20 protein-coding genes are annotated in these 24,756 nt (G+C 63.1%); 10 read left to right on the top strand and 10 right to left on the bottom strand.

Annotated elements, in window-relative coordinates; translation table 11 throughout:
• Positions 1 to 5: 5 nt before the first annotated feature.
• Together NKH19_RS06885 and NKH19_RS06880 are read right to left on the bottom strand one after the other, a co-directional pair.
• Positions 6 to 1,127 carry an ABC transporter substrate-binding protein gene (locus NKH19_RS06885; RefSeq protein ID WP_352871957.1) on the bottom strand — a complete coding sequence of 374 codons (1,122 nt, stop codon included), beginning with the start codon at positions 1,125 to 1,127 and terminating at the stop codon, positions 6 to 8.
• 458 nt (positions 1,128 to 1,585) lie between these two features.
• Positions 1,586 to 1,852 (bottom strand): SEL1-like repeat protein, encoded by a 267-nt coding sequence (locus NKH19_RS06880; protein ID WP_123167916.1) that lies wholly within the window; start codon positions 1,850 to 1,852, stop codon positions 1,586 to 1,588.
• Positions 1,853 to 2,301: 449 nt separating this feature from the next.
• Here NKH19_RS06880 and NKH19_RS06875 point away from each other — a divergent pair, with 449 nt between their 5' ends.
• From NKH19_RS06875 to NKH19_RS06855, 5 genes are all read left to right on the top strand, one after another.
• A complete protein-coding gene (locus tag NKH19_RS06875) occupies positions 2,302 to 2,643 on the top strand; it encodes a DUF2147 domain-containing protein (RefSeq protein ID WP_352871959.1) in 342 nt (113 codons plus the stop codon).
• A 204-nt stretch (positions 2,644 to 2,847) separates the two neighbouring features.
• Positions 2,848 to 3,006 carry a hypothetical protein gene (locus NKH19_RS06870; RefSeq protein WP_352871960.1) on the top strand — a complete coding sequence of 53 codons (159 nt, stop codon included), beginning with the start codon at positions 2,848 to 2,850 and terminating at the stop codon, positions 3,004 to 3,006.
• 40 nt (positions 3,007 to 3,046) lie between these two features.
• Complete coding sequence (locus NKH19_RS06865; RefSeq protein WP_352871962.1) at positions 3,047 to 3,241, top strand: hypothetical protein; 195 nt, start codon at positions 3,047 to 3,049, stop codon at positions 3,239 to 3,241.
• 159 nt (positions 3,242 to 3,400) lie between these two features.
• Positions 3,401 to 4,864 carry an AMP nucleosidase gene (locus NKH19_RS06860; RefSeq protein WP_352871963.1) on the top strand — a complete coding sequence of 488 codons (1,464 nt, stop codon included), beginning with the start codon at positions 3,401 to 3,403 and terminating at the stop codon, positions 4,862 to 4,864.
• Positions 4,865 to 4,966: 102 nt separating this feature from the next.
• Positions 4,967 to 6,001, top strand: coding sequence for an endonuclease/exonuclease/phosphatase family protein (locus NKH19_RS06855; RefSeq protein WP_352871964.1), 1,035 nt, complete (start codon positions 4,967 to 4,969; stop codon positions 5,999 to 6,001).
• A 4-nt stretch (positions 6,002 to 6,005) separates the two neighbouring features.
• Here NKH19_RS06855 and NKH19_RS06850 read toward each other — a convergent pair whose 3' ends face one another.
• From NKH19_RS06850 to NKH19_RS06840, 3 genes are all read right to left on the bottom strand, one after another.
• Entirely contained in the window at positions 6,006 to 6,605 is a 600-nt protein-coding gene (locus NKH19_RS06850; RefSeq protein WP_352871966.1) for a DUF922 domain-containing Zn-dependent protease, read from the bottom strand.
• 139 nt (positions 6,606 to 6,744) lie between these two features.
• A complete protein-coding gene (locus NKH19_RS06845; RefSeq protein ID WP_352871967.1) occupies positions 6,745 to 8,424 on the bottom strand; it encodes an electron transfer flavoprotein-ubiquinone oxidoreductase in 1,680 nt (559 codons plus the stop codon).
• A gap of 63 nt (positions 8,425 to 8,487) precedes the next feature.
• Complete coding sequence (locus tag NKH19_RS06840; protein WP_352871968.1) at positions 8,488 to 8,634, bottom strand: hypothetical protein; 147 nt, start codon at positions 8,632 to 8,634, stop codon at positions 8,488 to 8,490.
• A gap of 10 nt (positions 8,635 to 8,644) precedes the next feature.
• Between NKH19_RS06840 and NKH19_RS06835 the strand changes: the two genes are divergently transcribed.
• The 3 genes from NKH19_RS06835 to NKH19_RS06825 are packed head-to-tail and all read left to right on the top strand — an operon-like array spanning position 8,645 to position 11,079.
• Complete coding sequence (locus NKH19_RS06835) at positions 8,645 to 9,289, top strand: hypothetical protein (protein ID WP_352871969.1); 645 nt, start codon at positions 8,645 to 8,647, stop codon at positions 9,287 to 9,289.
• Between the two features lie 48 nt (positions 9,290 to 9,337).
• Positions 9,338 to 10,219 (top strand): uracil-DNA glycosylase, encoded by an 882-nt coding sequence (locus NKH19_RS06830; RefSeq protein ID WP_352871970.1) that lies wholly within the window; start codon positions 9,338 to 9,340, stop codon positions 10,217 to 10,219.
• Positions 10,220 to 10,266: 47 nt separating this feature from the next.
• Positions 10,267 to 11,079, top strand: a complete 813-nt coding sequence (locus NKH19_RS06825; protein ID WP_352871971.1) for a helix-turn-helix domain-containing protein — start codon at positions 10,267 to 10,269, stop codon at positions 11,077 to 11,079.
• Here the strand turns inward: NKH19_RS06825 and NKH19_RS06820 are convergent, their stop codons facing one another.
• Together NKH19_RS06820 and NKH19_RS06815 are read right to left on the bottom strand one after the other, a co-directional pair.
• Positions 11,080 to 11,982, bottom strand: coding sequence for a DMT family transporter (locus NKH19_RS06820; RefSeq protein ID WP_352872009.1), 903 nt, complete (start codon positions 11,980 to 11,982; stop codon positions 11,080 to 11,082).
• Between the two features lie 71 nt (positions 11,983 to 12,053).
• On the bottom strand, positions 12,054 to 14,360 hold the full coding sequence (locus tag NKH19_RS06815) for a xanthine dehydrogenase family protein molybdopterin-binding subunit (RefSeq protein WP_352871972.1): 2,307 nt from the start codon (positions 14,358 to 14,360) through the stop codon (positions 12,054 to 12,056).
• A 155-nt stretch (positions 14,361 to 14,515) separates the two neighbouring features.
• Here NKH19_RS06815 and pepN point away from each other — a divergent pair, with 155 nt between their 5' ends.
• Positions 14,516 to 17,161, top strand: coding sequence for an aminopeptidase N (gene pepN / locus NKH19_RS06810; protein WP_352871973.1), 2,646 nt, complete (start codon positions 14,516 to 14,518; stop codon positions 17,159 to 17,161).
• 193 nt (positions 17,162 to 17,354) lie between these two features.
• Entirely contained in the window at positions 17,355 to 19,676 is a 2,322-nt protein-coding gene (locus NKH19_RS06805; protein ID WP_352871974.1) for a PAS domain-containing sensor histidine kinase, read from the top strand.
• A gap of 45 nt (positions 19,677 to 19,721) precedes the next feature.
• On the opposite strand, the gene NKH19_RS06800 is transcribed toward NKH19_RS06805, so the two are convergent.
• Genes NKH19_RS06800 through NKH19_RS06790 form a run of 3 tightly spaced genes read right to left on the bottom strand, consistent with a single transcriptional unit; the run spans position 19,722 to position 24,755 of the window.
• Positions 19,722 to 20,201 carry an EF-hand domain-containing protein gene (locus NKH19_RS06800; protein WP_352871975.1) on the bottom strand — a complete coding sequence of 160 codons (480 nt, stop codon included), beginning with the start codon at positions 20,199 to 20,201 and terminating at the stop codon, positions 19,722 to 19,724.
• A 58-nt stretch (positions 20,202 to 20,259) separates the two neighbouring features.
• Positions 20,260 to 23,280, bottom strand: a complete 3,021-nt coding sequence (locus NKH19_RS06795) for a bifunctional [glutamine synthetase] adenylyltransferase/[glutamine synthetase]-adenylyl-L-tyrosine phosphorylase (protein ID WP_352871976.1) — start codon at positions 23,278 to 23,280, stop codon at positions 20,260 to 20,262.
• Positions 23,280 to 24,755: a sensor histidine kinase gene (locus NKH19_RS06790; RefSeq protein ID WP_352871977.1), complete on the bottom strand. Its 1,476-nt coding sequence runs from the start codon at positions 24,753 to 24,755 to the stop codon at positions 23,280 to 23,282. The genes NKH19_RS06795 and NKH19_RS06790 overlap by 1 nt, the downstream gene beginning before the upstream one ends.
• Between the last annotated feature and the right edge of the window lies 1 nt (position 24,756).

The raw sequence follows: 24,756 nt of genomic DNA, 5'->3' as shown, positions 1-24,756 counted from the left end.
GGCGATTACTGCGCGATCGGCGCGTATTTGCCGTCATGCCACTGGTTGATGTCGTAGCTGGCATTCTTGAGGTCGCCCTTCTCGTCGAAGGTGACATCGCCGACAACAGTGCTGATCGGAGTACCGTTCTTCAACGCTTCGGCAACCTTGGCCGGATCGTCGCTGCCGGCGCGCTTGATGCCTTCAGCGAAAGCCTGGATCACCGCGTAGGAGAACAGTGTGAAGCCTTCCGGCACGAAGCCGCCGGCCTTGATCTTCTCGACGGCTGCCTTGGCTTGCGGCTTTGCCTGGGGATCCGACGGGAACACGAACATGGTGCCCTCGCCGGCCGGGCCGGCAACCTGCCAGAATTCGGGCGAGGCAATGGAGTCCGGCATGATCAGCTGGAACTTGACGCTCTGTTCCGCCGACTGACGCAGGATCAGTCCAGCTTCAGGATGATAACCGCCGAAATAAACGACGTCGGCTTTCAAGTCCTTGAGCTTGGTGACGAGAGCCGAATAGTCCTTCTCGCCGGCGTTGATGCCGTCATAATAGACCTCCTTGAGGCCGCCGGCATTCATGGTTGCCTTGACGGCGTCAGCCACGCCCTGTCCGTAGGCGCTCTTGTCGTGCAGGACGACGACGTTCTTGCCGGCAAACTTCTTGGCGATCCATGGGCCGATGAAGGCGCCCTGCGCATCGTCACGCGTATAAAGGCGCATGATCGTCGGCCAGCCGGCCTTGGCCGCCGCGTCGGTCAGCACCGGGTTTGACGAAGCCGGGCTCATCATCAAAGCGCCGGCTTCGGCATAGACGGCCGAGGCCGGAATGCTGGAGCCCGAGCAGGCATGGCCGTCGATGAACTTGACGCCATCGGCGACGATGCGGTTGGCGACCGACACAGCCTGCTTGGGATCGCACTGGTCGTCTTCCATATCGAGCTTGATCATCGACCCGTTGACACCGCCCGCGGCGTTGATCGCGTCAGCAGCGGCCTGTGCGCCCTGCTTGAACTGATCGCCGATGGTGGCGAGCTGTCCCGTCATCGGGCCGACCACCGCAAAGGTGATGTCGTCGGCGAATGCGACCGGCGTGCTCATCATCAGGCCGAATATGGCCGCGTTCAAAATACTCAATTTTTTCATTGTAGTAGAACTCCTCCACTCACGCGCGGCCGCCCCGGCCGCACTTCTTCCAGAGAGGCGGGACAATTTCACCCTTCCTTGGGCCTGTCTAGGCGCATTGGCGCCGCTCGATTGGGCCTGCAAGACGTCATCCACGCAAAAAAGCCACGCCAGCCTTGTTCCGGCCGGTCGTGGCTTTTTTTGCCCGTCGAGCAATCTCCAGGCGCCCCCGCGCCTAATAATCCCGCTCGCCTTCCCCGTGTCGTGCGCGACTGAACCTTGCGGCCTGCCGCGTTCTCTTTCTTCAGAGCATGCTCTCTGGACAAACGGTTTCCGTTAGTCCGAGAAAACCGAATTCCACACGCTCTGGGTTATCGACCGTCTTGCGCGGCCTTCCAATGTGCCGGGTCTGGCCGTCTGCGCGGTCTTGATCCCGGAGCTTCCCTGTCTTCGGTAGGCCTATCTGCGATCGGCGGATCTCAGTGGATGGTCATCCATTCGCGGGCTTCGCGAAGTGCCTTGGCAATCTCGACTTTCGACATTGCCGCCGACAGTTCGGAGCGCAGTTCCGCGGCGCGGGCCGAGCCCTTGATCGCGGCGATGTTGAACCATTTGTGGGCGGCAACGACATCGGTCTCGCAATCGCGGCCGGTCGCATACATCATGCCCAGTTCGAAAAGAATGTCGGCCTGGGCAGTTGCCCCCATGGCGCCGAAACCTGCTTCAAGCATTTCAAAACGTGCCATTTCAAATCCCCTGTTTCCGGCCCCTGTCAGGCTCCCGAGAGCTGCCTCTTTCGTGCTTGCCGGCTGCTCTTCCGATGCTTTCGAGAATGCCGTGCAGGCTTGAATCTGTCGTTAAATGGCGTGCTTAATTTGAGGAAAACAAAGCTAAAACAAGAGGTAAACGCGGAAATTCGTTAAGGATACAAAGCCAGCAATTCAGCCCGCTTGCGTCAAATTTGACGAAAATTTTAAACTGACAAATCAAGACTCCGCTAACCACGGAAACCAAAGGCACTGCACCGATCGTTTCATTTCCTCGCCGAGGAGGCGCATTCAGGCCTCTTCAAAATCGCAAAGTCTTCCGTCGCGGCACCGCTTTTGTTTTGTCGGGAGCTGGATTAGCTTACGTTTGCGTAAGGGGCAGACCGGCGAGGCGGAGCGTGCGGCCGGACGTCCAAAGGGAGGAAGACATGTTTCGAAAAGCGAGCCTGGCCCTTGCGGCCACATTGATCATGGCGGGCGCGGCGTGGGCCGACCCGATCGAAGGCAATTGGAAGACGCAGGCCGGCGACACCGCGGCCATCGCTGGCGGCGGCTCGTTTTCCATCACGCTCAAGTCCGGCAAATATGCCGGCAAGACCATCGGCTCGCTCAAGGCGGCAGGCGACAACAAATATGCCGGCAACATCACCGATCCGGCAAACGACAGGACCTATTCGGGCAAGGCGACCCTTTCGGGCAGCTCGCTCAAGATGAGCGGCTGCGTGCTCGGCGGACTGATCTGCAAGAGCCAGACCTGGCACAAGCTCTGATCGACCGCATCCTTGTGACATGAAGACGGGGCCCGACGGGCCCCGTTTTCGTTTTGTCGCGGCGCAATGCCGGCACCCTGTCGAAACCGACGCCGGCGCCGCCAAAATCCCGTCAATCATTTTGAACCGCAGATGAACGCCGTCATCAGAGCCGGTTCAGTTGCATCAGGGCATTCTCCGGCGTGCTGAAGGAGACCCGACCCAATGCTTGCTCGCCGCTTCACCATTGTCTGCCTGCTGATGAGCCTGTTTGGAATGTTCTTCGCCATCCTCGTCGCTGAAGCGGGCCGTCCGGCCCGCACCTGGGACGAAGCCAGTTCCAGAACCTGCCGCCTCGCCTGCCCCACCCATCTTCGCAACTGAACAAAGAACCCAAGACCTCGAAAAGAAAAGCTGAAACCCCATGAACCGCTTCGCCGCCAATGCTCTCAAGACCCTTCGGCTTCTGCCGCGGGCGGCGCTTATCCTGACGGTTATTGCCGCTCCGGTTCTGGCCGTGCCGATAATGCGCGCCGATGCCGGCTCGACGATCGAAGCGCCAGCTTTGAAGAAGTCCGGCGTCGGCTTTGTGCTCCTGGTCAGCCTGCGGCGCGGATAAGAGATGTCTTGTGCATGTCGATATCCCGCGAGATGCATCGGAAAGAAACCCGACGCTTTGGCCGCCTTCGGTCGCGATACCCCTCCCAAGTGCCGGTCCAAGTCTCTATATTGAGTCATGGAAAAGCGAATCTACCCTCAAGCCATCGAATCTGTCGTCATGCCGGAGCCTTTTGGCCGGCAAAGCTTTGATAGCGCCGAAAAGGCCGTCGCTGCACTGCGGGTGCTTTACGACCGCAACACCAAGTTCCTGCGCGACTCCTTTGCGGAACTGGCGGCAGCGGGCGGCGATAATGGCAAGCGCTACCGGGCCTTTTATCCGGAGATTGGCGTCACCACCAACTCGTTCACCCAGATCGACTCCCGCCAGGCCTATGGCCATATGCCGACGCCGGGGCATTTTGCCACCACCATCACCCAGCCGGGTCTGTTCGCAAGGTACCTCGTCGAACAGCTGCGCCTGATTATGCGCAATCATGGGGTTGCGGTTACCGTGTCGGAATCGACCACGCCGATCCCGCTGCATTTCGCCTTTCTCGAAGGCACCCATGTCGACGGCGCGGCGGCGGAGCGCATCAAGCGGCCGATCCGAGACCTGTTCGACGTGCCGGATCTCGACGGCACCGACGACCAGATCGCCAACGGCACTTTCGAAGTGGCCTTCGGCGAGCCGAGGCCACTGGCGCCCTTCACGGCGCAGCGCATCGACTATTCGCTCCACCGCCTGTCGCACTATACGGCGACCACGCCGCAGCATTTCCAAAACTTCGTGCTGTTTACCAACTACCAGTTCTACATCGACGAATTCGTCGCCCGTGCCCGCGACCTGATGGCCAATGGCGGCGGCGGGTATACCGAATTCGTCGAGCCGGGCAATGTCGTCACCTTGGCTGGGCAAAGCGCGCCCGGTGCCGGGATCGCGCCGCCGCGCCTGCCGCAGATGCCGGCCTATCACCTGAAAAAGCCGAACCATGGCGGCATCACCATGGTCAATATCGGCGTCGGTCCCTCCAACGCCAAAACGATCACCGACCACATCGCCGTGCTGAGGCCGCATGCCTGGGTGATGCTTGGCCACTGCGCCGGTCTGCGCAACACCCAGGCGCTGGGCGACTATGTGCTGGCGCATGCCTATGTGCGCGAGGACCACGTCCTCGACGACGATCTTCCGGTCTGGGTGCCGATCCCGCCGCTGGCCGAGATCCAGGTGGCGTTGCAGGAAGCCGTCGCCGAAGTCACCGGCCTGTCCGGCTACGACTTGAAGCGCATCATGCGCACGGGCACCGTTGCCACCATCGACAACCGCAACTGGGAGCTGCGCGACCAACGCGGCCCGGTGCAGCGGCTGTCGCAGTCGCGTGCCATCGCGCTCGACATGGAATCGGCGACCATCGCCGCCAACGGCTTCCGCTTCCGCGTTCCCTACGGCACGCTGCTGTGCGTTTCGGACAAGCCACTGCATGGCGAGTTGAAGCTGCCCGGCATGGCGACCGAATTCTACAAGCGCCAGGTGGCGCAGCATCTGACCATCGGCATCAGGGCGATGGAGAAGCTTGCGGAAATGCCGATGGATCGGCTGCATTCGCGTAAACTCAGAAGTTTTTCGGAGACGGCGTTCCAGTAGGACGATCTGCGCGCTGCCGGAGCATCTCATCATCTTGATTGGGCCGCATTTCTGCCGATAAGCAGGCCGGTATTCTCCGGCAACCCGCGCGGACCTGACCCGATGAGACGCAGTCGACACATGGCGGCTTCACTGGCATTTATCGCGATGATGATGTTCTCGGTTGCGCTGGTCGCCGGGTTCTTGGGTACCGTGCATCCGGCCTTCGACTCCTTCTCGCATTTCCGCGTCCACCTTGCCGTGCTGATGGCGCTTTGCGCACTGCCGCTTCTGGCCACGACATTTCGCCTGCAAGCGGCCGTGGCACTGCTTTTTGCCGTGGCGGCCGTTGCCACGACCTTCAACACATTACCTAGTCCATGGCCGGTTCAGGCTGCCTATGAAGCCAAGATCGAAGATCGTGCGATCTACAAGTTGCTGCAGATGAACCTGCGCTACGACAATCCGACGCCGAAGAAGGTGCTGTCGCTGATCGGCCGGACCAATCCGGACGTGATCACCCTCGACGAAGTATCGGCGATGTGGGCGACCGAGCTAGGCTATATCAGCAGCGCGTATCCATACCGGATCCTCTGCCCTTATCCCAACGGCATATTCGGTGTCGCGCTGCTCTCGCGGCGGCCCTTTGCCGCCGGCACCGAGGCGCGTTGCGAACGGCGCGGCGCCATGGCGACAGCGACCGTCGACTTCGGCGGCATCGACGTCGATGTCGCCGCGATCCATCTCAGTTGGCCGTGGCCACGCGAGCAGTACTGGCAGATCGGTGAACTCACCGATCAGCTCTCCGCGCTCGGCGAGACGGTCATCATGGCGGGCGACTGCAACGCCGTATCGTGGAGTGCCGCCGTACGGCGCGTCGCCTCGCTCGGCGGGCTGACCGTCATGCCGTCCGCCGGGCCGACCTGGATCCACATCAAGCTGCCGGATGTCCTGCGGCGCTTCGCCGGCCTGCCGATCGACCAGGTTTTCAGCAAGGGCGGCGTGACCATTCATTCCTCGACACGACTGGAGGACACCGGCTCGGACCACCTGCCGGTCATGGTGGAATTCTCGCTCAGGCTGGCACAACAGAAGCCGGTCGATGAGCATGAAACCGCGACCGCGGCGATAGTCCAGACCGGCAAGACGCCAGGCTAAAAGATCAAGGCTTGATCAAAGCGGTGATGAGATGTTCGACATGCCCACCGTCGCGATGCTCGCGGGCGTCGAAAGCGATCTGCTTCGCCTCATATGCGGCATAGGTGGTCCTGATACGCCGCTGCGCCTCGCGGCGCGTCTTGTAGCAGGACCGGTCGTCGGCAATCCTGAGGCCGGAAATCGATCTTTCAGAGGCCCGCATCATTTCCTTGGCTAGGCGGCCATGGGTTTCTTCGTGGGCGCGGACGCCGGCGAAGAACCGCGTCCATCGCTTCTGGAGCGCCGGCGTGGTGGCCGAGGCGGCACGTGGAAACGTGTAAAAGAGATTGAGCGTGCCGTTGGCGCGCCGCAGACGGCAGGAGCCATTGTCCTGGCCGGCGTCAAGGTCCCAATCCACGGTGTAGCCGGTCTGCGCGATAGCGTGCGTCATGAAGCCGTGCTTCGGCCCCTTGCGGTCCATCGCCTTCATCAGCGCCAGGCCCGTGGTCCCGGTGATGTCATAGGTCCGCGTCTTGACCAGCACCCTGGTGTCGGCCGAGGCCGCCGGAGCGGAACCGCACACCGCGCCGATCGCCACAAGGCATGCCAGAACCGCCACGCGCATTGGCCATCTCCCTATCGTCAGGCAATGGAACCACAAGCGCGTGACAGTTTCAACAGTTCTAATATTTCACATGCCCGGTGGACCGGGCCTTCGCCAACATTTTGCTTGCGGCGGCCGAGATGTCCGGCCAGCGCGTGGCTTACATACCTTGGTAGACCGGGCCTTCGCCGCCTTGTGGCGGCACCCAGTTGATGTTCTGGTTCGGGTCCTTGATGTCGCATGTCTTGCAGTGGACGCAGTTCTGCGCGTTGATGACGAAGCGCACGTCCTTTGCCGCGGGATCGGCGGCGGCGTTGCCGTCCTTGTCGACCCACTCGTAGACACCGGCCGGACAATAGCGTGTCGAGGGCCCCGCAAAGACATCGTGTTCGGACCGTTTCTGCAGTTCCATGTCACCGACAAGCAGGTGGACCGGCTCGTTTTCCTCGTGGTTGGTGTTGGACAGGAACACCGAGGACAGCCGGTCGAAGGTCAAAACGCCATCGGGCTTCGGATAGGCGATCTTCTTGTGTTGGGCGGCAGGCTCAAGTGTTGCGTAGTCGGCTTTGCCATGCTTCAGCGTGCCGAAGGGCGAGAAGCCGAACAGCGTATTCAGCCACATGTCGAGGCCGCCGAGGCCGACACCGACGATGGTGCCGAAGCGCGACCACAGCGGCTTGACGTTGCGCACCCTCTTCAGGTCCTTGCCGATGTCGGTCTCCCGCCATGCCGCCTCGTAGGAGGACAGCTCGTCATTGGCACGGCCGGCGCCGATCGCCTCGGCGACATGCTCGGCCGCCAGCATTCCCGAAAGGACCGCGTTGTGGGAGCCCTTGATGCGCGGCACGTTGACGAAGCCGGCCGCACATCCCATCAGCGCACCACCGGGGAAGGACAGTTTCGGCACCGACTGCCAGCCGCCCTCGGTGATGGCGCGCGAGCCGTAACCCAGGCGCTTGGCGCCCTCGAAGGTGCCCCTGATTGCCGGATGGGTCTTGAAGCGTTGGAATTCGTCGAACGGCGACAGCCAGGGGTTCTTATAATTGAGGTGGAGGACGAAACCGACCGCCACCTGATTGTCTTCGAGATGGTAGAGGAACGAGCCGCCGCCGGTCTTCATGTCGAGCGGCCAGCCGAAGGAATGCTGGACCAGGCCCGGCTTGTGGTTCTCCGGCTTTACCTGCCAGAGCTCCTTGAGGCCGATGCCATATTTGCCGGGCTCGCGGCCATCGGAAAGCTTGTATTTGGCGATCAATTGCTTGGCGAGGGACCCGCGCGCGCCCTCGCCGATCAGCACATATTTGCCCATCAGCGCCATGCCAGGTGCGAAGCCCGGGCCGTGCGTGCCGTCCTTCTCGATGCCCATGTCGCCGGTGACGACGCCGGTGACGGCGCCTCCTTCATTGTACAGCAAGCCGGCGGCGGCAAAGCCTGGATAGATCTCGACGCCAAGCGCCTCGGCCTTACCAGCCAGCCAGCGGCAGACATTGCCGAGCGAGACGATGTAATTGCCGTGATTGTTCATCAGCGGCGGCATCAGGAAGTTAGGCAGACGGAACGAGCCGGCAGGGCCGAGCACCAGGAAATGGTCCGCCGTGACCGGCGTCTTGAAGGGGTGGCCTTCCTCGTCGCGCCAGCCCGGCAGGAGCCGGTCGATGCCGATCGGATCAACGACGGCGCCGGAGAGGATATGGGCACCGACCTCGCCGCCCTTTTCCAGGACGACGACCGAGAGCTCGGGATTGACCTGCTTGAGGCGGATGGCGGCGGCGAGGCCGGCCGGACCGGCGCCGACGATAACCACGTCGAATTCCATGCTTTCGCGTTCGATATCGCTCATCAACCCCTCCGCACTGGCTTATCCCATTCGGGTATCTAGCTGGCTCCTTCGCTGCATAGCGCATCAATCGGCGACAGGAAACCGGCGCATATGTGACAATGCCTTTTTGGCCAAAAAGTCGCGCATTGCGAGGGCTCGGCGGTCGTTTTCGCCCGGCATGGCCCTCGGCGCCGACGTTTTTAATTGTTCGACGGCTTGCTTATCGGCCATACTTCACGCCATGCGCATTCCTGGGCCCGCCGGCTTTTCATCGACGCGCTTTCCTTTCACGCCCGGCCGGGTCCGCCGGGCGCTCCTTTTGAGCCTTCTGGTGCTGGCACCGGGTCGCGCTTTCGCGGACGAAGTGAAAGTCTGGGCGGCTGGCGCCTACTCCTTCTCCGACGAACTTGGCGGCTTCCACATCACCGGCGCTTCGGGCGTCGGAACCAGGGATGATCCGCTGGTCATCACCGAAGAGCTGAATTCCTCAACGCCGGTGACGCTGACCATCCGCACGACAAAGCCGATCCAGGCTTTCGGCCCGTCCGGCGAATTCGCCAATGGCATCATGTATATGCGCATCGAGGTCCTCAACAATAGCGGCCAGGCCTGGATCGAATTCCAGTTCGAGCTGCAGGAGATCCTGAACCGCCCGAGCGTGTTCGGCGACGGGCTTTCGTTCGACCAGCGCAACAAGACCCCCGACAACATCTGGTCGAGCAATTTCGCCGATTTCGATCGCGATTTCGAACCCTATGACCGGCTGCTGTTCAGGAATGGCAAGGTCGACCCGCTGAAAACCGCCAGGTTCGAATTCCTGATGACCGACTATACGCCGCGGTGGACCTTCTATCTGGTGCAGGATCCGCGCATACCAACGGGGTAGGAAGCGGCCAGTCTTGCAAATTGCCGCCACGCGGACGAATGTGCTGGCATGACTGCCGCTTCCCCAAACAACAGACCTGACATCGCCGACCTGCTGGCTTTTTATGCCAGCGTGGGGGTCGACGAGGCGCTTGAAGACCAGCCGGTGAACCGGTTCGCCGAGGTTGCGCCAAAGCCGATGGAACGAGCGCCGACGGCGACGCCTTCGGGCGACACCGCCGCTCCGCAGCGTTCGACGGACATGTCTCGCGCCGAAGCCGGAGAGAGAGCAAATGCGCCACCGGTTGTGCGCGCACCGTCGGCCACGGTTCCCGACGAAGCGCAAGCAGCACGTGCCCGCCAGCTGGCAACGACGGCAACGACCCTGGACGAGCTCCGCCAGCACATGGCGGCGTTCGACGGCTGCAATCTCAAGGCCACCGCCAAGAACCTGGTGTTCGCCGACGGCAACCCGCAAGCCTCCGTGATGCTGGTCGGCGAGGCGCCGGGCCGCGACGAGGATATCGAGGGCTTGCCCTTCGTCGGCCGCTCGGGCCGGCTGCTCGACCGCATACTGGCGGCGATCGGGCTCGACCGCACTTCGGTCTATATCGCCAATGTCATTCCCTGGCGGCCGCCGGGCAATCGCACGCCGACGCCGCACGAAACCGAGATCTGCCGGCCGTTCATCGAGCGGCAGATCGAACTGGTCAATCCGAAGGTGCTGATCAACCTTGGCGGCCCGTCAGCCAAGACCTTGCTCAACACCTCAGAAGGCATCCTGCGGCTGCGCGGCAACTGGCGCGTCCACACGACTGCGTCAGGCATCGCCATACCCGCCATGCCGACGCTGCATCCCGCGTATCTCCTGCGAACCCCGTCGCACAAGAAACTGGCGTGGCGGGATTTTCTTGAGGTGAAGGCGAAATTGCAGGCGCTCACCCAGCGATAACCTCGCAGGTAATTGAAATGCGCCCCTCTCCGGCCTAGTCATCGCTGATGACAACAGCCCAAACCTCCGCTGGCAGTCTCATCCGCGAGTGGCGCACGCGCCGGCGCATGTCGCAGCTCGACCTCGCCATGGAGGCTGAGATCTCGCAGCGGCATCTGAGCTTCGTCGAGAGCGGACGGGCCGCACCCTCGCGCGATATGGTGCTGCATCTGGCCGAACAGCTCTCTATTCCGCTCAGGCAACGCAACCAGTTGCTTCTCGCCGCCGGCTTTGCCCCCAGCTTCGGCGAGCGCTCGCTTGGCGACGCGATGTTGGCGCCGGCGATGGCGGCGGTCGAAATCGTGCTCAAGGGGCATGAGCCGTTCCCCGCACTCGCTGTCGACCGCCACTGGAACCTGGTTTCGGCCAATGCCGCCATCGCTCCCTTCCTTGCCGATGTCAGCGAGGAGGCGCTGCTCAAGCCGCCGGTCAACGTGCTTCGCCTCAGCCTGCACCCCGGCGGCATCGCACCGCGCATCGTCAATCTCCAGGAATGGCGGGCGCATCTGCTTGAGCGCCTCAAACACCAGAACGACGCCAGCGGTGACCCGGTGCTGGTTGACCTGGAGCGCGAGCTGCGGACCTACCCGTCCGGCTTGAAAGGCAGCCGGCCGGCGCCGGTCGAGCCGAATGCCATCGTGCACCCGCTCAGGCTTGCCCACGGCGATCAGGTGCTGTCGTTCATCAGCACCGTCACCGTGTTCGGTACGCCGCTCGACGTGACCTTGTCGGAACTGGCGATTGAATCGTTCTTCCCAGCCGATGAGCAGACGAGGACGGTGCTGGTGCGATTGGCGAAGGAGCGGGCCGAGCTGTCGTAATCACCCTTCAGGCAAAGATGCCTTGCGCGTGCGGGTGCGCTCCAGGCCAAGCTGGCGCTCGCGCCAGATGATGAATATCCCGGCGGCAACGACAATGAGCCCGCCGACAAGCATGTGAACCGTGGCGACGTCGCCGAAAACGAGATAGCCGACGACCAGGCCAAGGATCATCGAGGTGTATTCGAACGGCGCCACCACCGAAGCCTCGGCATGGCGATAGGCCGCCGTCATCAGGATCTGGCCGAGGCCGCCGCAGAAGCCGGCGGCAACCAGAAGAGCTGCCTGGAGCGGCGTCAGCATCTGCCAGCCGAACGGTAGCGACAATAGCGACATGACGCTCGCGGTCACCGAAAACCACAACACGATGGTCGCGGTGCGTTCGCTTTGCACGAGATTGCGCACCAATAGCATGGCGACCGCCGAGATCGCCGCGGCGACCAGGACGGCAATGACGCCAAGCACCTCCTGGTCGTCGAGCGCCTGATCGGAACTGAGCAGCGTCAGTTCAGGCCAGGAGATGATCAGCACGCCGACCAGACCGACCGCAACCGCGCTCCAGCGATAGACGCGGATGGCTTCACCGAGAAAGATCGAGCTGAACACCACCACCAGCAGCGGCTGCGCATAGTTCAGCGTGATCGCTTCCGGCAGCGGCAGCCGGGTCAGCGCGAAAAAGCCGAGCCCCATGGCGCAGACGCCGACAAGGCCCCGGGCGATGTGATTGAGCGGACGCGTGGTGGTGAACGCAGTGCCAAGTTCTCGCCTGAAAGCCAGAAAGGCGATGATCGGGAAGATGGCGAAGAACGAACGGAAGAAGACGATTTGACCCGCCGGCACGGTGCCCGCGGCCTTGATGCAGGTCTGCATGCCGACGAAGACCGCCACCGACACGATCTTGAGCATGATGCCGGTGAGCGTGTTGTGCCCGCCAGCATGATCGCTGGCCGTGGATGAGGGGCTGCCGGGGCTGGCTGTCACGCTCCCATAGCTTCCCGGATCGTTGCCCAGATGCGCGCAGGCGTCGCCGGCATATCGATGTGCTTGACGCCATAGGCACGCCAGAGCGCGTCGGTCACCGCATTGAGCGCCGCCGGGGTCGAGCCGATGGTGCCGGCCTCGCCTGCCCCCTTGATGCCGAGCGCATTGGTGGTCGAAGGCACGTTGCGGGTCTCGAAATGGAAGAACGGGAAATTGTCGGCGCGTGGCATGGCGTAGTCCATGAAGCTCGCCGTCAAAAGCTGTCCATCCTCGCTATAGATCGTGTCTTCGATCAGTGCCTGGCCGATGCCTTGCACGACACCGCCATGCACCTGGCCGGCGAGCAGGATCGGATTCACGGTGACGCCGAAATCGTCGACGATGATATAGCGGACGATCTCGGTGGCGCCGGTATCCGGGTCGATCTCGACCTCGCAGATATGGGTGCCGTTCGGGTAGGTGCATTCGTCCTGCACGAACTCGCCAAAGCCCTTGAGATCATTGGGCGTCTTGGCGGCCTTGGCGATAGTGGAAAAATCGATCCAGCGATCGGTGCCGACGATGCGGGCAACGCCGTCAGACAGTTCGATGTCACCGACTGAGGCCTCCAGCTCGTCGGCGGCGATACGCTTGATCTTGTTGGCCAGATCCTCGCCCGCGCGGGAAGCTGATACACCCCCCAGCGGGATCGAACGCGAGCCGCCGGTGCCGCCGCCTGCCTTCAATTCGTCCGTATCGCCCTGCCGGACATGGATCTTGTCGATATCGAGATTGAGCTTTTCCGACAGGAACTGCGCATAGGCGGTGGCGTGCCCCTGCCCGTTGGTCTGGGTGCCGATCTTCAGCGTCACCGTGCCATCGCCATTGAGTTCGACAAAGGCCGGCTCCGAGCCCGGAAAGGCGCAGGCCTCGATATAGGTCGCCATGCCGAGGCCTCGGATCTTGCCGCCAGCCTTCGACTGCGCCAGCCGCTGCGGAAACGCTTTCCATTCGGACCGTTCAATGGCGCGCTCCATATGGCCCTCGAATTCACCAGTGTCGTAGAGGCGGCCGGTTTGGGTGCGGTAGGGAAACTGTTCCGGCCGAATGAAATTGCGGCGGCGAATCTCTTCGACGGGCAGGCCGAGATCGTGGGCGCAGGCATCGACCAGCTTTTCCAGCAGGAACGCTGCTTCCGGACGGCCGGCGCCGCGATAGGCATCGACCGGGCAGGTGTTGGTGTAGAGACCGGTGACCGAGACGTCGAGCGCCTGGATATCATAGACGCCGGTCGACATGGTGACGCCGATATAGGGAATGAACGGACCGTATTGCGAGATATAGGCGCCGATGTTGGCGAGCAGGTCCACCTTCATGCCAAGGAAGCGGCCGTTCTTGTCCAGCGCCATCTCGGCCGTCACGACATTGTCGCGCCCCTGCGCGTCGGTCAGGAAGTGTTCGGTGCGGTCGCCCGCCCATTTGACCGGGCGGCCAAGCCGCTTTGCCGCCTCCAGCACCAGCGGGTATTCACGATAGACGAAGCTCTTGGGTCCGAAACCGCCGCCGACGTCCGGCGTGATGACGCGCAGCTGGGCCTTCTTGATCTTGAACACGCCGGCCAGGATATACTGCATGGAATGCACGCCCTGCGACCCCGTGGTCAGCACGAAGCGGTTCTCCTCCACGTTCCACTCGCCGATCGCCGAGCGCGGCTCCATGTAGTTGCAGACCAGCCGGTTGTTGACGAATTCGATGCGGGTGACATGGGCGGCCTTGGCAAAAGCCGCTTCGGTCTTTTTCTTGTCGCCCATGTGATAGCTGAAGGCGCGGTTTGAGCCGAGTTCCGGCCAGACCAGCGGCGTGCCTTCGGCAAGAGCCGTTGCCGTCCCGGAGACCGCGTCTTCGCTGTCGTAGTCGACATCGATCAGTTCGGCGGCATCCTGCGCCAGAGCGCGGCTGTCGGCGACGACGAAGGCTACGGCATCGCCGACATAGTGGACCCGATCACGGCACAGGATCGGGATGTCGCGCGTCGGCGCCGTGGTGCCATCCGGCTGCTCCTGCATGACGCCGGATTTCAGATCGCCGAGATGAACAAGGTCCTTGCCGGTCAGGACCAAGTGGACGCCGGGTGCCGCCTTCGCCGCTTCGGTCGAACCGATGGTGAAACTGGCCTTGGCGACCGGCGAGCGCAGGACATAGCCATGCAGGACGCCAGCCGGCTGGATGTCGTCGGTATAGCGGCCCTGCCCCTGGATGAAGGCTGCATCCTCGCGCCGCAGCACGGATGCGCCCATGCCGAATTTCGGTGTGACGACGGTCATGAGTGCCTCGTGATGATGACGGGAGAAGAACGCCTGAAATAGGCATTGCCTTAGTTTTGTCGAGGGGCCGTTTCGTGTAAAGAGCGCGGACTTCAAATTTCTTGGACCAGCGGACACAATCCGCCGCCAACGCAATCGACAGGAAAACCCACGGAATGCGCACGGACACCGGCCAGGTCTTCAAGCTCGAAGACTATCGCCCCAACGACTACCTCATTCCGCAAACCAACCTCACCTTCCGCCTTTCGCCAGACGCAACGCGCGTCATCGCCTTGCTCACGATCGAGCGACGTGACGGCGTCGCCGCGTCGGCACCATTGGTGCTGGACGGTGACGGCCTGACGCTCAAGCGCATCGAGATCGATGGCAAGAAAGTAAAACCGTCGGATTTTCTGGCGAGCCCGGACCAGCTGACCATCCTCAATCCGCCGGCCGCGCATCGCTTCCAGTTGCTGATCGACACCGAGCTGGCGCCGGCGGCCAATGAAGCCCTCATGGGCCTCTACCGCTCGAACAATGTCTACTGCACGCAGTGCGAGGCCGAGGGCTTTCGCCGCATCACCTATTTCCTCGATCGCCCCGACATCCTGTCCGTCTATACGGTGCGGATCGAAGCGCTGCGCGACGAGGCGCCACTGCTTTTGTCCAACGGCAACCCGCTCGACAGAGGCGATCTCGGCGACGGCTGGCACTATGCTAGATGGCACGACCCCTTCCCGAAGCCGTCCTACCTGTTCGCGCTGGTGGCCGGCGATCTCGGCCAGCTCGCCGACAGTTTCGTCACCCTGTCCGGCCGCACCGTCGAGCTCGGCATCTATGTCGAACCGGGCAAGGAGAAGCTGGCCGGCTACGCGATGGACGCCCTGAAGCGGTCGATGAAATGGGACGAGGAGGCGTTCGGCAGGGAATACGATCTCGACGTCTTCAACATCGTCGCGGTGTCCGATTTCAACATGGGCGCGATGGAGAACAAGGGCCTCAACATCTTCAACGACAAATATGTGCTGGCCGATCGGGAGACCGCGACGGACGCCGATTTCGCCAATATCGAGGCGATCATCGCGCATGAGTATTTCCACAATTGGACAGGCAACAGAATCACTTGCCGCGACTGGTTCCAGCTCTGCCTGAAGGAAGGTCTGACGGTTTTCCGCGACCACGAATTCTCCGCCGACCAGCGCTCGCGCGCGGTCAAGCGCATCGCCGAGGTGCGCACGCTGCGTGCCCACCAGTTTCCCGAGGACCAAGGTCCGCTGGCGCATCCGGTGCGGCCGCGCCGCTACCGCGAGATCAACAATTTCTACACGGCGACGGTCTACGAGAAAGGCTCCGAAGTGGTGCGCATGATCCGCACAATTCTCGGGGTCGACGCCTTTCGCGCCGGCATGGACCTCTATTTCGAGCGGCACGACGGTGACGCGGCGACGATCGAGGATTTCGTCAAGGTGTTCGAGGATGCGTCCGGCCGCGACCTGTCGCAGTTCGCGCTCTGGTATCATCAGGCGGGTACCCCCAACCTGACGATCAGTTCGACCTACAATCCGGCCGCGCGGGAGTTCACGCTCGAAATCGAACAGTCGGTACCGCCGACGCCTTCCGAAAGCCGCAAGCGGCTGATGCACATCCCGCTCGCCTTCGGCCTGATCGGCGCCGGCGGCAAGGCGGTGGAGTATAGCGGCGTCGAGGGTGCCAGCGTCGAGGACGGCGTCATCCATGTCCGCAAGCGCCGCCACATGGTGCGGTTTTCAGGCGTCGCCGAACGCCCGGCCGTGTCCCTCAACCGCGGCTTTTCGGCGCCGGTAACGTTGTCGGTCGAGCAGAAAGCCGATGACCAGTTCTTCCTCGCCCGCCATGACAGCGACGCCTTCTCGCGCTGGCAGGCCTTCAACACCTTGCTGACCGACGCACTGATATCAGCCTTCCGCGAGATCCTCGGCGGCAAGCAGCCTGACTTCGCCGCGCGGCTGACCGAGCTTGCCGGCAGCATCGCCGGCGACGAGACGCTGGAGCCGGCCTATCGTGCGCTGGCGCTGGCATTGCCGGGCGAAGCCGACATTGCCCGCGACATCGGCAGGAATATCGACCCCGATGCCATCTATGCGGCTCGCGAGGCGCTGGCGCTGGCGATCGGCGCCGCGAGCCGGGACGCTTTTTCGGTCCTCTACCTCAGCCTCGCCGACACGGGAGCGTTCAGCCCCGACGCGGCGAGCGCCGGACGACGCGCCTTGCGCAACACCCTGCTGGATTATCTGTCGCTGCAGCCGGGCGGAGCAGCACTCGCCGCCGGGCATTTCCAGTCCGCGACCAACATGACCGACCGCGCGGCAGCGCTTGCCGTGCTCGCGCATCGTCACCACGATTCGCCCGAGGCTATCGAGGCGCTGGCGGCTTTCGAGACGATCTATGGGTCCGACCCGCTGGTCATGGACAAATGGTTCCAGATCCAGGCCAGCGTTCCGGGGCCGCAAACCGTCGACACAGTGAGGGCCCTGACCAGCCACCCGGCCTTCTCGATGGGCAATCCGAACCGGGTACGCTCCTTGATCGGCACCTTCTCCAGCGCCAACCAGACCGGCTTCCACCGGGCCGACGGCGAAGGCTACCGGTTTTTTTCGCAAACGGTACTCGAGGTCGAAAAACGCAACCCGCAGGTGGCGGCAAGGTTGGCGACGGCGCTCAGATCCTGGCGTTCGCTCGAACCTTCGCGGCAGGCCAAGGCCAAGGAAGCGCTGCTGTCGATCGCCAACGCCGAAAACCTGTCAGCGGATCTAAGGGATATCGTCGAGCGCACGCTGGCTTGAGGCGAAAGATCTCCCCCTCGTGGGACCCTAGTGGGGGAGATAGGCCGTTTCAGCATTATTTTAGTCGATTTTTAATCTTTTTTGGCCGGACCACTGGACAAGGCGAATCACCTTTGATTCTTTACTGACGATTCGGATGTGCGGCGTTTGCCGGATCACCAAGCAGCATAGGCAAATACGGGGAGTGCCATTTATGGCGAAGGCGGACGCGTGGGGCGCGCCCGAAGGGACGGCTTTTGCGCATCGCGAGACGCGCGGCGACGGCCTTGCGGGGAATACGCGGCTCATCGCCGAACCGGCCTACCGACGGCTTCTGGCCGCCGAGCCGCTGCTGCGCCGATCGATACCCGTCCTCATCATCACCTTCCTGATCGTCATCGCGGCGCTGCGCGTGCTATCGCTGATGAACGAGCGCGACGATGTCGAGCGCAATGCCAAGGCGATCCTGACGCTGGCGGCGGGCCAACTGGCCAGTTCGCTGGCCACCACCTCGGACACGGTGCCTGGCGCCATCCAGGATCTGCTGGAGACCACAAGCCGTCAGGGCGCGATGGGCCGCAGCCATGTGCTCGTCATCACCGACAGTGCTTTCAAGATCGTCGCGGAGACACCGCGTTCGATGCCATGGCAGGGCCATTCGCTCGACAGCCTGGTCGAGGGCGGCCAGCCCTTGTTCATGTTCGGCGATCGCGCCGGCGTCATGGAAGTCAACATCGACGGACGGGACTGGTATGCGGCTGTCAGCCTGGCGAATGGTGGAAAGGGCGCATCGGCGGCCTTGGTGCCGCAGGACGCGGTTTTCGATGCCTGGCGCAAGACTGTTTCGCTGAACGTCACCCTGTTCGTGCTGACGGCCGGCGTGCTGATCGTCATCCTCTATGCCTATTTCGGCCAGGCGGCACGTGCGCAGGCGGCTGACCGCATCTATCTCGAAGCGCATCAGCGCATCGACATGGCACTGGTTCGCGGCCGCTGCGGCCTGTGGGACTGGGATATGGTGCGCGGCAAGATGTACTGGTCGCGATCGATGTACGACATGCTCGGTTACAAGCCCTGCGACACGATGCTGTCCTTCGGCGAGGTCGATCAGATCATCCACCCCGAGGACGGCGACCTGTTCCAGCTCGCCAACAGAATCGTCGCGCGCGAGATCGACCACATCGACCAGGTGTTCCGGATGCGGCATGCCGACGGCCAATGGGTCTGGATGCGCGCACGGGCGCAGGTCATCGATCCGGAAGCGCCGGAAATCCAGCTCATCGGCATCGCCGTCGACGTCACCGAACAGCGTCATCTGGCGCTGCGTTCCGAAGCGGCCGACCTTCGCCTCAGAACAGCGATCGAGAACATCAACGAATCCTTCGTACTGTGGGATTCGGCGCAGCGCCTGATCATGTGCAATTCCAAATATCAGCAGGATAACGGGCTTTCGGACCGTGACGTGATGCCGGGCACCGCGCGCGCGGCATTGGAAGAACGCATGCTGGCCTTTGCCTCCGAACGGCGGCTTGCCAACACCAGCGGCCTGCAAGGCGGCGCCTCTTTCGAGCGGCAGCTGGCCGACGGCCGCTGGCTGCAGGTCAACGAACTGAGGACCCGGGACGGCGGCATCGTCTCGGTCGGCTCCGACATCACCCAGATCAAGCTGCACCAGGAGAAGCTGGTCGACAGCGAGCGCCGGCTGATGGCGACGATCCATGATCTCAGCCTTGCGCGGCGGGCGGAAGAGGAGCGGTCGCGCGAACTGGTCGACCTCAACCGCAAATATATGAAGGAAACCGAACGCGCCGAGGCGGCGAACCGAGCCAAGTCCGAGTTCCTGGCCAACATGTCGCATGAGTTGCGCACGCCGCTGAACGCGATCATCGGCTTCTCCGAACTCATGGAACAGGGGCTGTTCGGCCCGCTCGGATCGGAGCGCTACGAGGAATACGCCACCGACATCAACAGCAGCGGTAAATATCTCCTGGGCGTCATCAACGACATTCTCGATATGTCCAAGATCGAGGCTGGCCAGTTCTCGCTGGACCGCGAAGAGATCGATCTCGGCCCGCTGATCAGCGAAACCGTTCGCGTCGTATCATTGCAGGCGACGCAAAAGGCCATCACCATGGAAACCCGCATCGCCGACGCGCTGACGCTGGTCGCCGACCGCCGTGCGATCAAGCAGATCGTCATCAACCTTTTGTCCAATGCGGTGAAATTCACCGGCCAGGGCGGCCACATATCGGTCAGGGCCCGAAACACATCCGGCGCGCTGGTGCTGACGATCGAGGACAATGGTTGCGGCATCCCCAAGGATGCGCTCGGCAAGCTCGGACGGCCCTTCGAACAGGTGCAGAATCAGTTCTCCAAGAGCCACGCCGGATCCGGCCTTGGCCTAGCCATCTCGCGTTCGCTGGCCGAGCTCCAGGGTGGCGCGCTGAAGATCCGTTCGACCGAAGGTGTCGGCACGATCGTATCGGTGCGCATTCCGTTGAAGAAAGCCTCGCCGGCGATCAGGGTCGCGGCCTGAGCAGCAGGCTCCGACTGACACCGCCGGAGCCTGCCACAGACAGCCTCACTGCATATCGCTGTTGTCGCCGTCGTCACTCCATTGAGGGTGACGGCCGAAGCGGCCGCCCTTCGGCAATTCGCTCTTCTCGATCTTGCCGTCGTTGTTCCTGTCGAGCATGGCAAAGATTTTCTTCTCCCGACCGGTGATGTCGTCTGACGTCAGCGTGCCGTCGTCCTTGGTGTCGTAGCGGGCGATGATGCGTTTGGCCATCTGCTCGAAGCGCGCCTTCTCCAGCGCCTCGGCGAGCTGGGCGACGGTCAGCTTGCCGCCGTTGTCGGCGACGAGTTTCTTCAGCCGCGCGTTCATGGCGTCGGAGAACTGGTCGAAGCTGATGGTCCCGTTCGAATCCTTCATCGCCTTGTTGAGGCGCATCATCGTGCCCTCACGCATTTTTGCGCTGGCATTGTTTTCGGCATAGGCCGTGGTGCCGACGGCGCCGGCCAAGGCAACGAAGGCAAGGGCAAGTTTGGTTGTCTTTCTCATGGTCTTCTCCTGTTGCATCGTCACCCCCGATGCGGTCCGAGATAGCCGCTCGTCGCGGTCATCCCGTACGAAGCAAAAGGTCGAAATCTTTCCTGACCTTTTGCGACGTCTCTTTGAGATGTGCTTCCAGCACACCGAAATCCGGCAGATCGGTCACCGCCAGAAGCAGATCCGACAGCCCCGGTGGAACATCGTCGCGTTCAAAGGCTCCGGTGAGGCACAGCCGCGTCATCTGGGTCAGTGCCAGATAGAGCGAGTAGGCGTCGCCAAGGTCCTGCCTTGTCCCGGCATCGGCGAAGCCCGGCGCGAGACGCGACAGGATCTCGGCCGTGCCGGTGGCACGTGCAACGGCCGGGGCACGTGCCATTGGCGCGGCCGGGGCACGTGCAATTGGCACGGCCGGCGCACGCGGCCCAGCCTCGACCTGCCCGGTGATGACGGCCACCTGAGCGATGAATTCGAGATCGATGAGGCCACCGGGGATCAGCTTGATGTCCCAAAGGTCGCGCGGCGGCTTTTCCTTCTCGATCATGGCGCGCATGTCCGAGGCCTCGGCCATCACCTTTGCGGCGTTGCGAGGCTGGCCAAGCACCGCCGCCACTTCCGCCTCGACGTCGCTGCACAGGCTGGGGTTGCCGGCAATGGTACGCGCCCGTGCCAGCGCCATGTGTTCCCACGTCCAGGCTTCCTGACGCTGATATTTCTTGAAGGCATCGATATGGGTGGCGACCGGGCCCTTGTTGCCGGATGGCCGCAGGCGCAGGTCGAGTTCGTAGAGCACCCCCTCCGCCGTCGGCGCGGACACCGCCGCGATCAGCCGCTGCGTCATGCGGGTGTAGTAATGCGAAGGCGCCAGCGGCTTGGCGCCATCGGATTCCTCGGCATCCGGCGCGTGGTCGTAGAGCAGGATCAGGTCGACATCCGATCCGGCGGTCAACTCTCGGCTGCCGAGTTTGCCTAAGCCGAGCAGGGAAACCAAGCCCCCGGCAATCGTGCCGTGGCGCGCCGCGAATTCGGTTGTCACCGCCTGCAGCGCCGCCTCGATGGTGAGATCCGCCAGATCGGAAAAGGCGCGGCCGGCGCGCGCAGGGTCGATCGAGCCGGCCAGCAGCCTGACGCCGATCAGGAATTTCTGCTCGGAGGCAAATATGCGCAGCCGGTCGAGCACGTCCTCATACAGCCGGTCGCCCTCGACGAAGGCGGAAAGCCGCGCCGACAGATAGGCGCGGTCCGGCAGCTCCGTCAGCAAGGCCGGGTCCAGCAAACCGTCGAAAACATGCGGCCGGCGCGTGATGATCGCCGCCAGCCGGGGTGCCGCACCCATGATTGTCGCCAGAAGCTTCAACAGGGCTGGATTGGATTGCAGCAGGGAAAACAGCTGGATGCCGGCCGGCAGGCCAGCGAGAAACTCGTCGAAGCGCATCAGGGCTTCGTCGGCCCGGCGCGTCTGGCCAAAGGACCGCAACAGCGCCGGTGTCAGTTCCGTCAGCCGCTCGCGTGCCTCCGCCGACTGGGTGACGCGATAGCGGCCGAAATGCCAGCCGCGAATGACGCGGCAGATGTCGCTTGGCCGCTGAAAGCCGAGACCGTGCAAGGTCTGCAACGTATTGGGATCGTCGACATCGCCGGTGAATACCAAATTGCCGATGCCGGTCGAAAGCTCCGGCGCGGTTTCGAAAAGAGCCGCGTAATGGCGTTCGACCTGCTGCAGCGAAGTGCGGAACGCTTGGGAAAAAGCGGAGGCGTCGGCAAAGCCCAACATACGGGCGATTCGCTCCAGCCCCTCATCGTCTTCCGGCAGCGTGTGCGTCTGCTCGTCGGCAACCATCTGCACGGCATGTTCGACGCGGCGCAGGAACCAATACTGACGCGCCAGCGCGTCGCGCGCATCGGCGGTGATCCAGCCGCGCGCCGCAAGCTGGCCGAGCATCGGCACGGTCTCGCGGCCGCGCAGTTCCGGGAAGCGGCCGCCGGCGATGAGCTGCTGGGTCTGGACGAAGAACTCGATCTCGCGGATGCCGCCACGACCGAGCTTGACGTTGTGGCCCTTGACCGCGATCTCGCCATGGCCCTTGTGGGCGTGGATCTGGCGTTTGATCGAATGGACATCGGCAATCGCCGCGTAGTCCATGTATTTGCGCCAGATATAGGGCTGGAGCTCCTTGAGGAAGGCCGCGCCCGCTGCCAGGTCGCCGGCCACCGGACGCGCTTTGATCATGGCGGCACGCTCCCAGTTCTGACCGCGCGCCTCATAGTAGCGCAGTGCGGCCTCGACCGGAATCGCCAGCGGGGTGGAACCCGGATCAGGGCGCAGCCTCAAATCGGTGCGGAAGACATAACCGTGCTCGGTGCGATCCTGCAGGATACGCACCAGGCGGCGCGTTAGGCGCGAAAACAGCTCGGTGGCGTCAAGCGGATCGACGACGGCCGGCGCTTCCGGATCGAAGAAAACCACAAGATCGATGTCCGAGGAGAAATTCAGCTCGTGCGCGCCGAGCTTGCCCATGCCGAGCAGAATCCAGCCCGATTGCTTCGACGGATTGTCGAGATCCGGCAGTTTGAGCTTGCCCTGGCCATGCGCGTCACGCAGCAGGAAGTCGACGGCGGCGCGGGTGCAGGCATCGGCAAGGTCGCTCAGCCGCCGCACCGTCAGCGCCGTTTCGGCTTCACCGGCAAGATCGGCTAGCGCGATCAGGAAATGCGCCTCGGCCTTGCACCGGCGCAGTTCCATCATCAGGCCGGCTTCCGAGACCGCCTCGGCCAGGTGCGCCTGGTCGATGGCAGCACCGATCGCCTTCAGCCGATCCTCGACCGTCTGCTCGAACAGCCCATCGAGCATCCGCGGCCGGCGACGTGCCGTGTCGCGCAGGAAGGGCGACAGATCGAAGATGGCTGCCAGGAAATCCTGGCCCTCCCCTTTGCCGGCCAGGAACCTGGCCAGCCGTGTCAGCCCTTCCTCGTTTGCGGCGGAGGCGATCTCGGCCAGTTCTTGCCGCGAACGGTTCTCGTCAAGTGGAGCAAGGCTGATAGACGGCTTCAGCAGCCATTGCGCCACCGCCCGCTTCGCAGCCGTGCTCATCAGTGATCCTCCCGTACCGGGAAACTCATGACCACGGATAGTCCGGGATTGCCAGGCAAGAGATCAAGCCGGCCATTGTGGAATGTCATGACGGCCTTAGCGAGGCTGAGGCCAAGACCGGAACCCGGCTGCGAACGGCTCTTTTCCAGCCGCACGAAACGTTCCGTCGCGCGAGCGCGGTCGCTATCGTCGGGGATGCCGTGGCCATTGTCGACGACCGACAGCCGAACATCCGTGCCGGTTCGCTCAAGGGCTACGCGCACAGCCGGCTGAGCAGCGACGTCGGTCGAATATTTGATGGCGTTGTCGACGATGTTCGACAGCGCCTGGCCGATCAGTTCGCGGTTACCGTTGACGAAAACCGTCTCCCGCACGTCTGTCTCCAGCGAGACGCCCGCCTCCTCCGCCACCGGCTCGTAGAGTTCGACGACATCGCGCACGGCCCCCGCAAGATCGACGCGGTCGGTGTTCTCCGAGGAGTAGCCAGCCTCCAGCCGGGAGATCATCAGGATGGCATTGAAGGTTTTTATCAGTTGGTCGGACTCGGCGATGGTGCCTTCCAGTGCCTGACGGTAGTCGGCAGTCTTGTGCTTACCCGAAAGCGCCGCTTCTGCCCGGTTGCGCAGCCGCGTCAGCGGCGTCTTCAGATCATGCGCGATGTTGTCGGAAACCTGCTTCAAGCCTTCGTTGAGCGTGGCGATCCTGGCCAGCATCACATTGAGGTTTTCGGAAAGCCGGTCGAACTCGTCGCCGGTCCCGGTCACCGGCAGCCGGCCGGACAGGTCGCCACCCATGATGCGGCGGCTGGCCTCCGACACACTGTCGATGCGCTTCAGCGCCGCGCGGCCGACGAAGAACCAGATCAGCAGCCCGCCAAGCCCCATCATGCCGAGCGCCAGCATCAGGGCGCGACGGATGACGGCGCGAAACCGCTCCGGCTCACCGAGGTCACGGCCGACCAGCATGATCATCTGGTTTGGCAGCCGCAGCACCAGCGCAATGGCGTTGTGGCCCGTTTCGCCCTGGGCCTGCGCGTCGTTCTGCTCGGTTTGGTTGGTACCCTGCTCGGCGGGCAGATTGCGCAGACGCTCGAGTTCTCCTTCGCCAAAGCGCTGGTAGGAGAACGGGCTGCTGGTCCAACCTTCGGTTTCGAGAACGCCCGGTTCAAGGCTCTGCACATTGCCGGTCAGAATCTGGCCGTTGGCATCGGCGATCAGATAGAGGTTTGCGCCGGGCTGGCGCGAGCGCGCCTCGACCACACGGACCAACACCGGCAGGCCGCCGCGTTGATAGGCGCGAGCCAGACCGAGCACCTCGTCGTTGATGGTGTCCTGGGTCTGCCCCGTCAGCATGCGCGCCGACAGGGAGGTCATGTAGAAGACGAGCGCCACCGCGCAGAGCGCGAAGAGCAGGAGGTAGAGCGCCGAAAGCCGCGCTGCCGTCGTCTTCATGATGGCTGGCACGGAAAGAGCCATG

Source organism: Mesorhizobium sp. M1338 (assembly GCF_040318045.1).
In the GTDB taxonomy this organism is placed as follows: Bacteria; Pseudomonadota; Alphaproteobacteria; order Rhizobiales; family Rhizobiaceae; genus Mesorhizobium.
This window is presented reverse-complemented; position numbering and strand designations above follow the sequence as displayed.

What these genes read in the sequence shown, in the direction of transcription:
- NKH19_RS06885 (WP_352871957.1), bottom strand. Translation starts at nt 1,127, where the DNA reads ATGAAAAAATTGAGTATTTTGAACGCGGCCATATTCGGCCTGATGATG.
- NKH19_RS06880 (WP_123167916.1), bottom strand. Translation starts at nt 1,852, where the DNA reads ATGGCACGTTTTGAAATGCTTGAAGCAGGTTTCGGCGCCATGGGGGCA.
- NKH19_RS06875 (WP_352871959.1), top strand. Translation starts at nt 2,302, where the DNA reads ATGTTTCGAAAAGCGAGCCTGGCCCTTGCGGCCACATTGATCATGGCG.
- NKH19_RS06870 (WP_352871960.1), top strand. Translation starts at nt 2,848, where the DNA reads ATGCTTGCTCGCCGCTTCACCATTGTCTGCCTGCTGATGAGCCTGTTT.
- NKH19_RS06865 (WP_352871962.1), top strand. Translation starts at nt 3,047, where the DNA reads ATGAACCGCTTCGCCGCCAATGCTCTCAAGACCCTTCGGCTTCTGCCG.
- NKH19_RS06860 (WP_352871963.1), top strand. Translation starts at nt 3,401, where the DNA reads ATGCCGGAGCCTTTTGGCCGGCAAAGCTTTGATAGCGCCGAAAAGGCC.
- NKH19_RS06855 (WP_352871964.1), top strand. Translation starts at nt 4,967, where the DNA reads ATGAGACGCAGTCGACACATGGCGGCTTCACTGGCATTTATCGCGATG.
- NKH19_RS06850 (WP_352871966.1), bottom strand. Translation starts at nt 6,605, where the DNA reads ATGCGCGTGGCGGTTCTGGCATGCCTTGTGGCGATCGGCGCGGTGTGC.
- NKH19_RS06845 (WP_352871967.1), bottom strand. Translation starts at nt 8,424, where the DNA reads ATGAGCGATATCGAACGCGAAAGCATGGAATTCGACGTGGTTATCGTC.
- NKH19_RS06840 (WP_352871968.1), bottom strand. Translation starts at nt 8,634, where the DNA reads ATGGCCGATAAGCAAGCCGTCGAACAATTAAAAACGTCGGCGCCGAGG.
- NKH19_RS06835 (WP_352871969.1), top strand. Translation starts at nt 8,645, where the DNA reads ATGCGCATTCCTGGGCCCGCCGGCTTTTCATCGACGCGCTTTCCTTTC.
- NKH19_RS06830 (WP_352871970.1), top strand. Translation starts at nt 9,338, where the DNA reads ATGACTGCCGCTTCCCCAAACAACAGACCTGACATCGCCGACCTGCTG.
- NKH19_RS06825 (WP_352871971.1), top strand. Translation starts at nt 10,267, where the DNA reads ATGACAACAGCCCAAACCTCCGCTGGCAGTCTCATCCGCGAGTGGCGC.
- NKH19_RS06820 (WP_352872009.1), bottom strand. Translation starts at nt 11,982, where the DNA reads ATGCTCAAGATCGTGTCGGTGGCGGTCTTCGTCGGCATGCAGACCTGC.
- NKH19_RS06815 (WP_352871972.1), bottom strand. Translation starts at nt 14,360, where the DNA reads ATGACCGTCGTCACACCGAAATTCGGCATGGGCGCATCCGTGCTGCGG.
- pepN (WP_352871973.1), top strand. Translation starts at nt 14,516, where the DNA reads ATGCGCACGGACACCGGCCAGGTCTTCAAGCTCGAAGACTATCGCCCC.
- NKH19_RS06805 (WP_352871974.1), top strand. Translation starts at nt 17,355, where the DNA reads ATGGCGAAGGCGGACGCGTGGGGCGCGCCCGAAGGGACGGCTTTTGCG.
- NKH19_RS06800 (WP_352871975.1), bottom strand. Translation starts at nt 20,201, where the DNA reads ATGAGAAAGACAACCAAACTTGCCCTTGCCTTCGTTGCCTTGGCCGGC.
- NKH19_RS06795 (WP_352871976.1), bottom strand. Translation starts at nt 23,280, where the DNA reads ATGAGCACGGCTGCGAAGCGGGCGGTGGCGCAATGGCTGCTGAAGCCG.
- NKH19_RS06790 (WP_352871977.1), bottom strand. Translation starts at nt 24,755, where the DNA reads ATGGCTCTTTCCGTGCCAGCCATCATGAAGACGACGGCAGCGCGGCTT.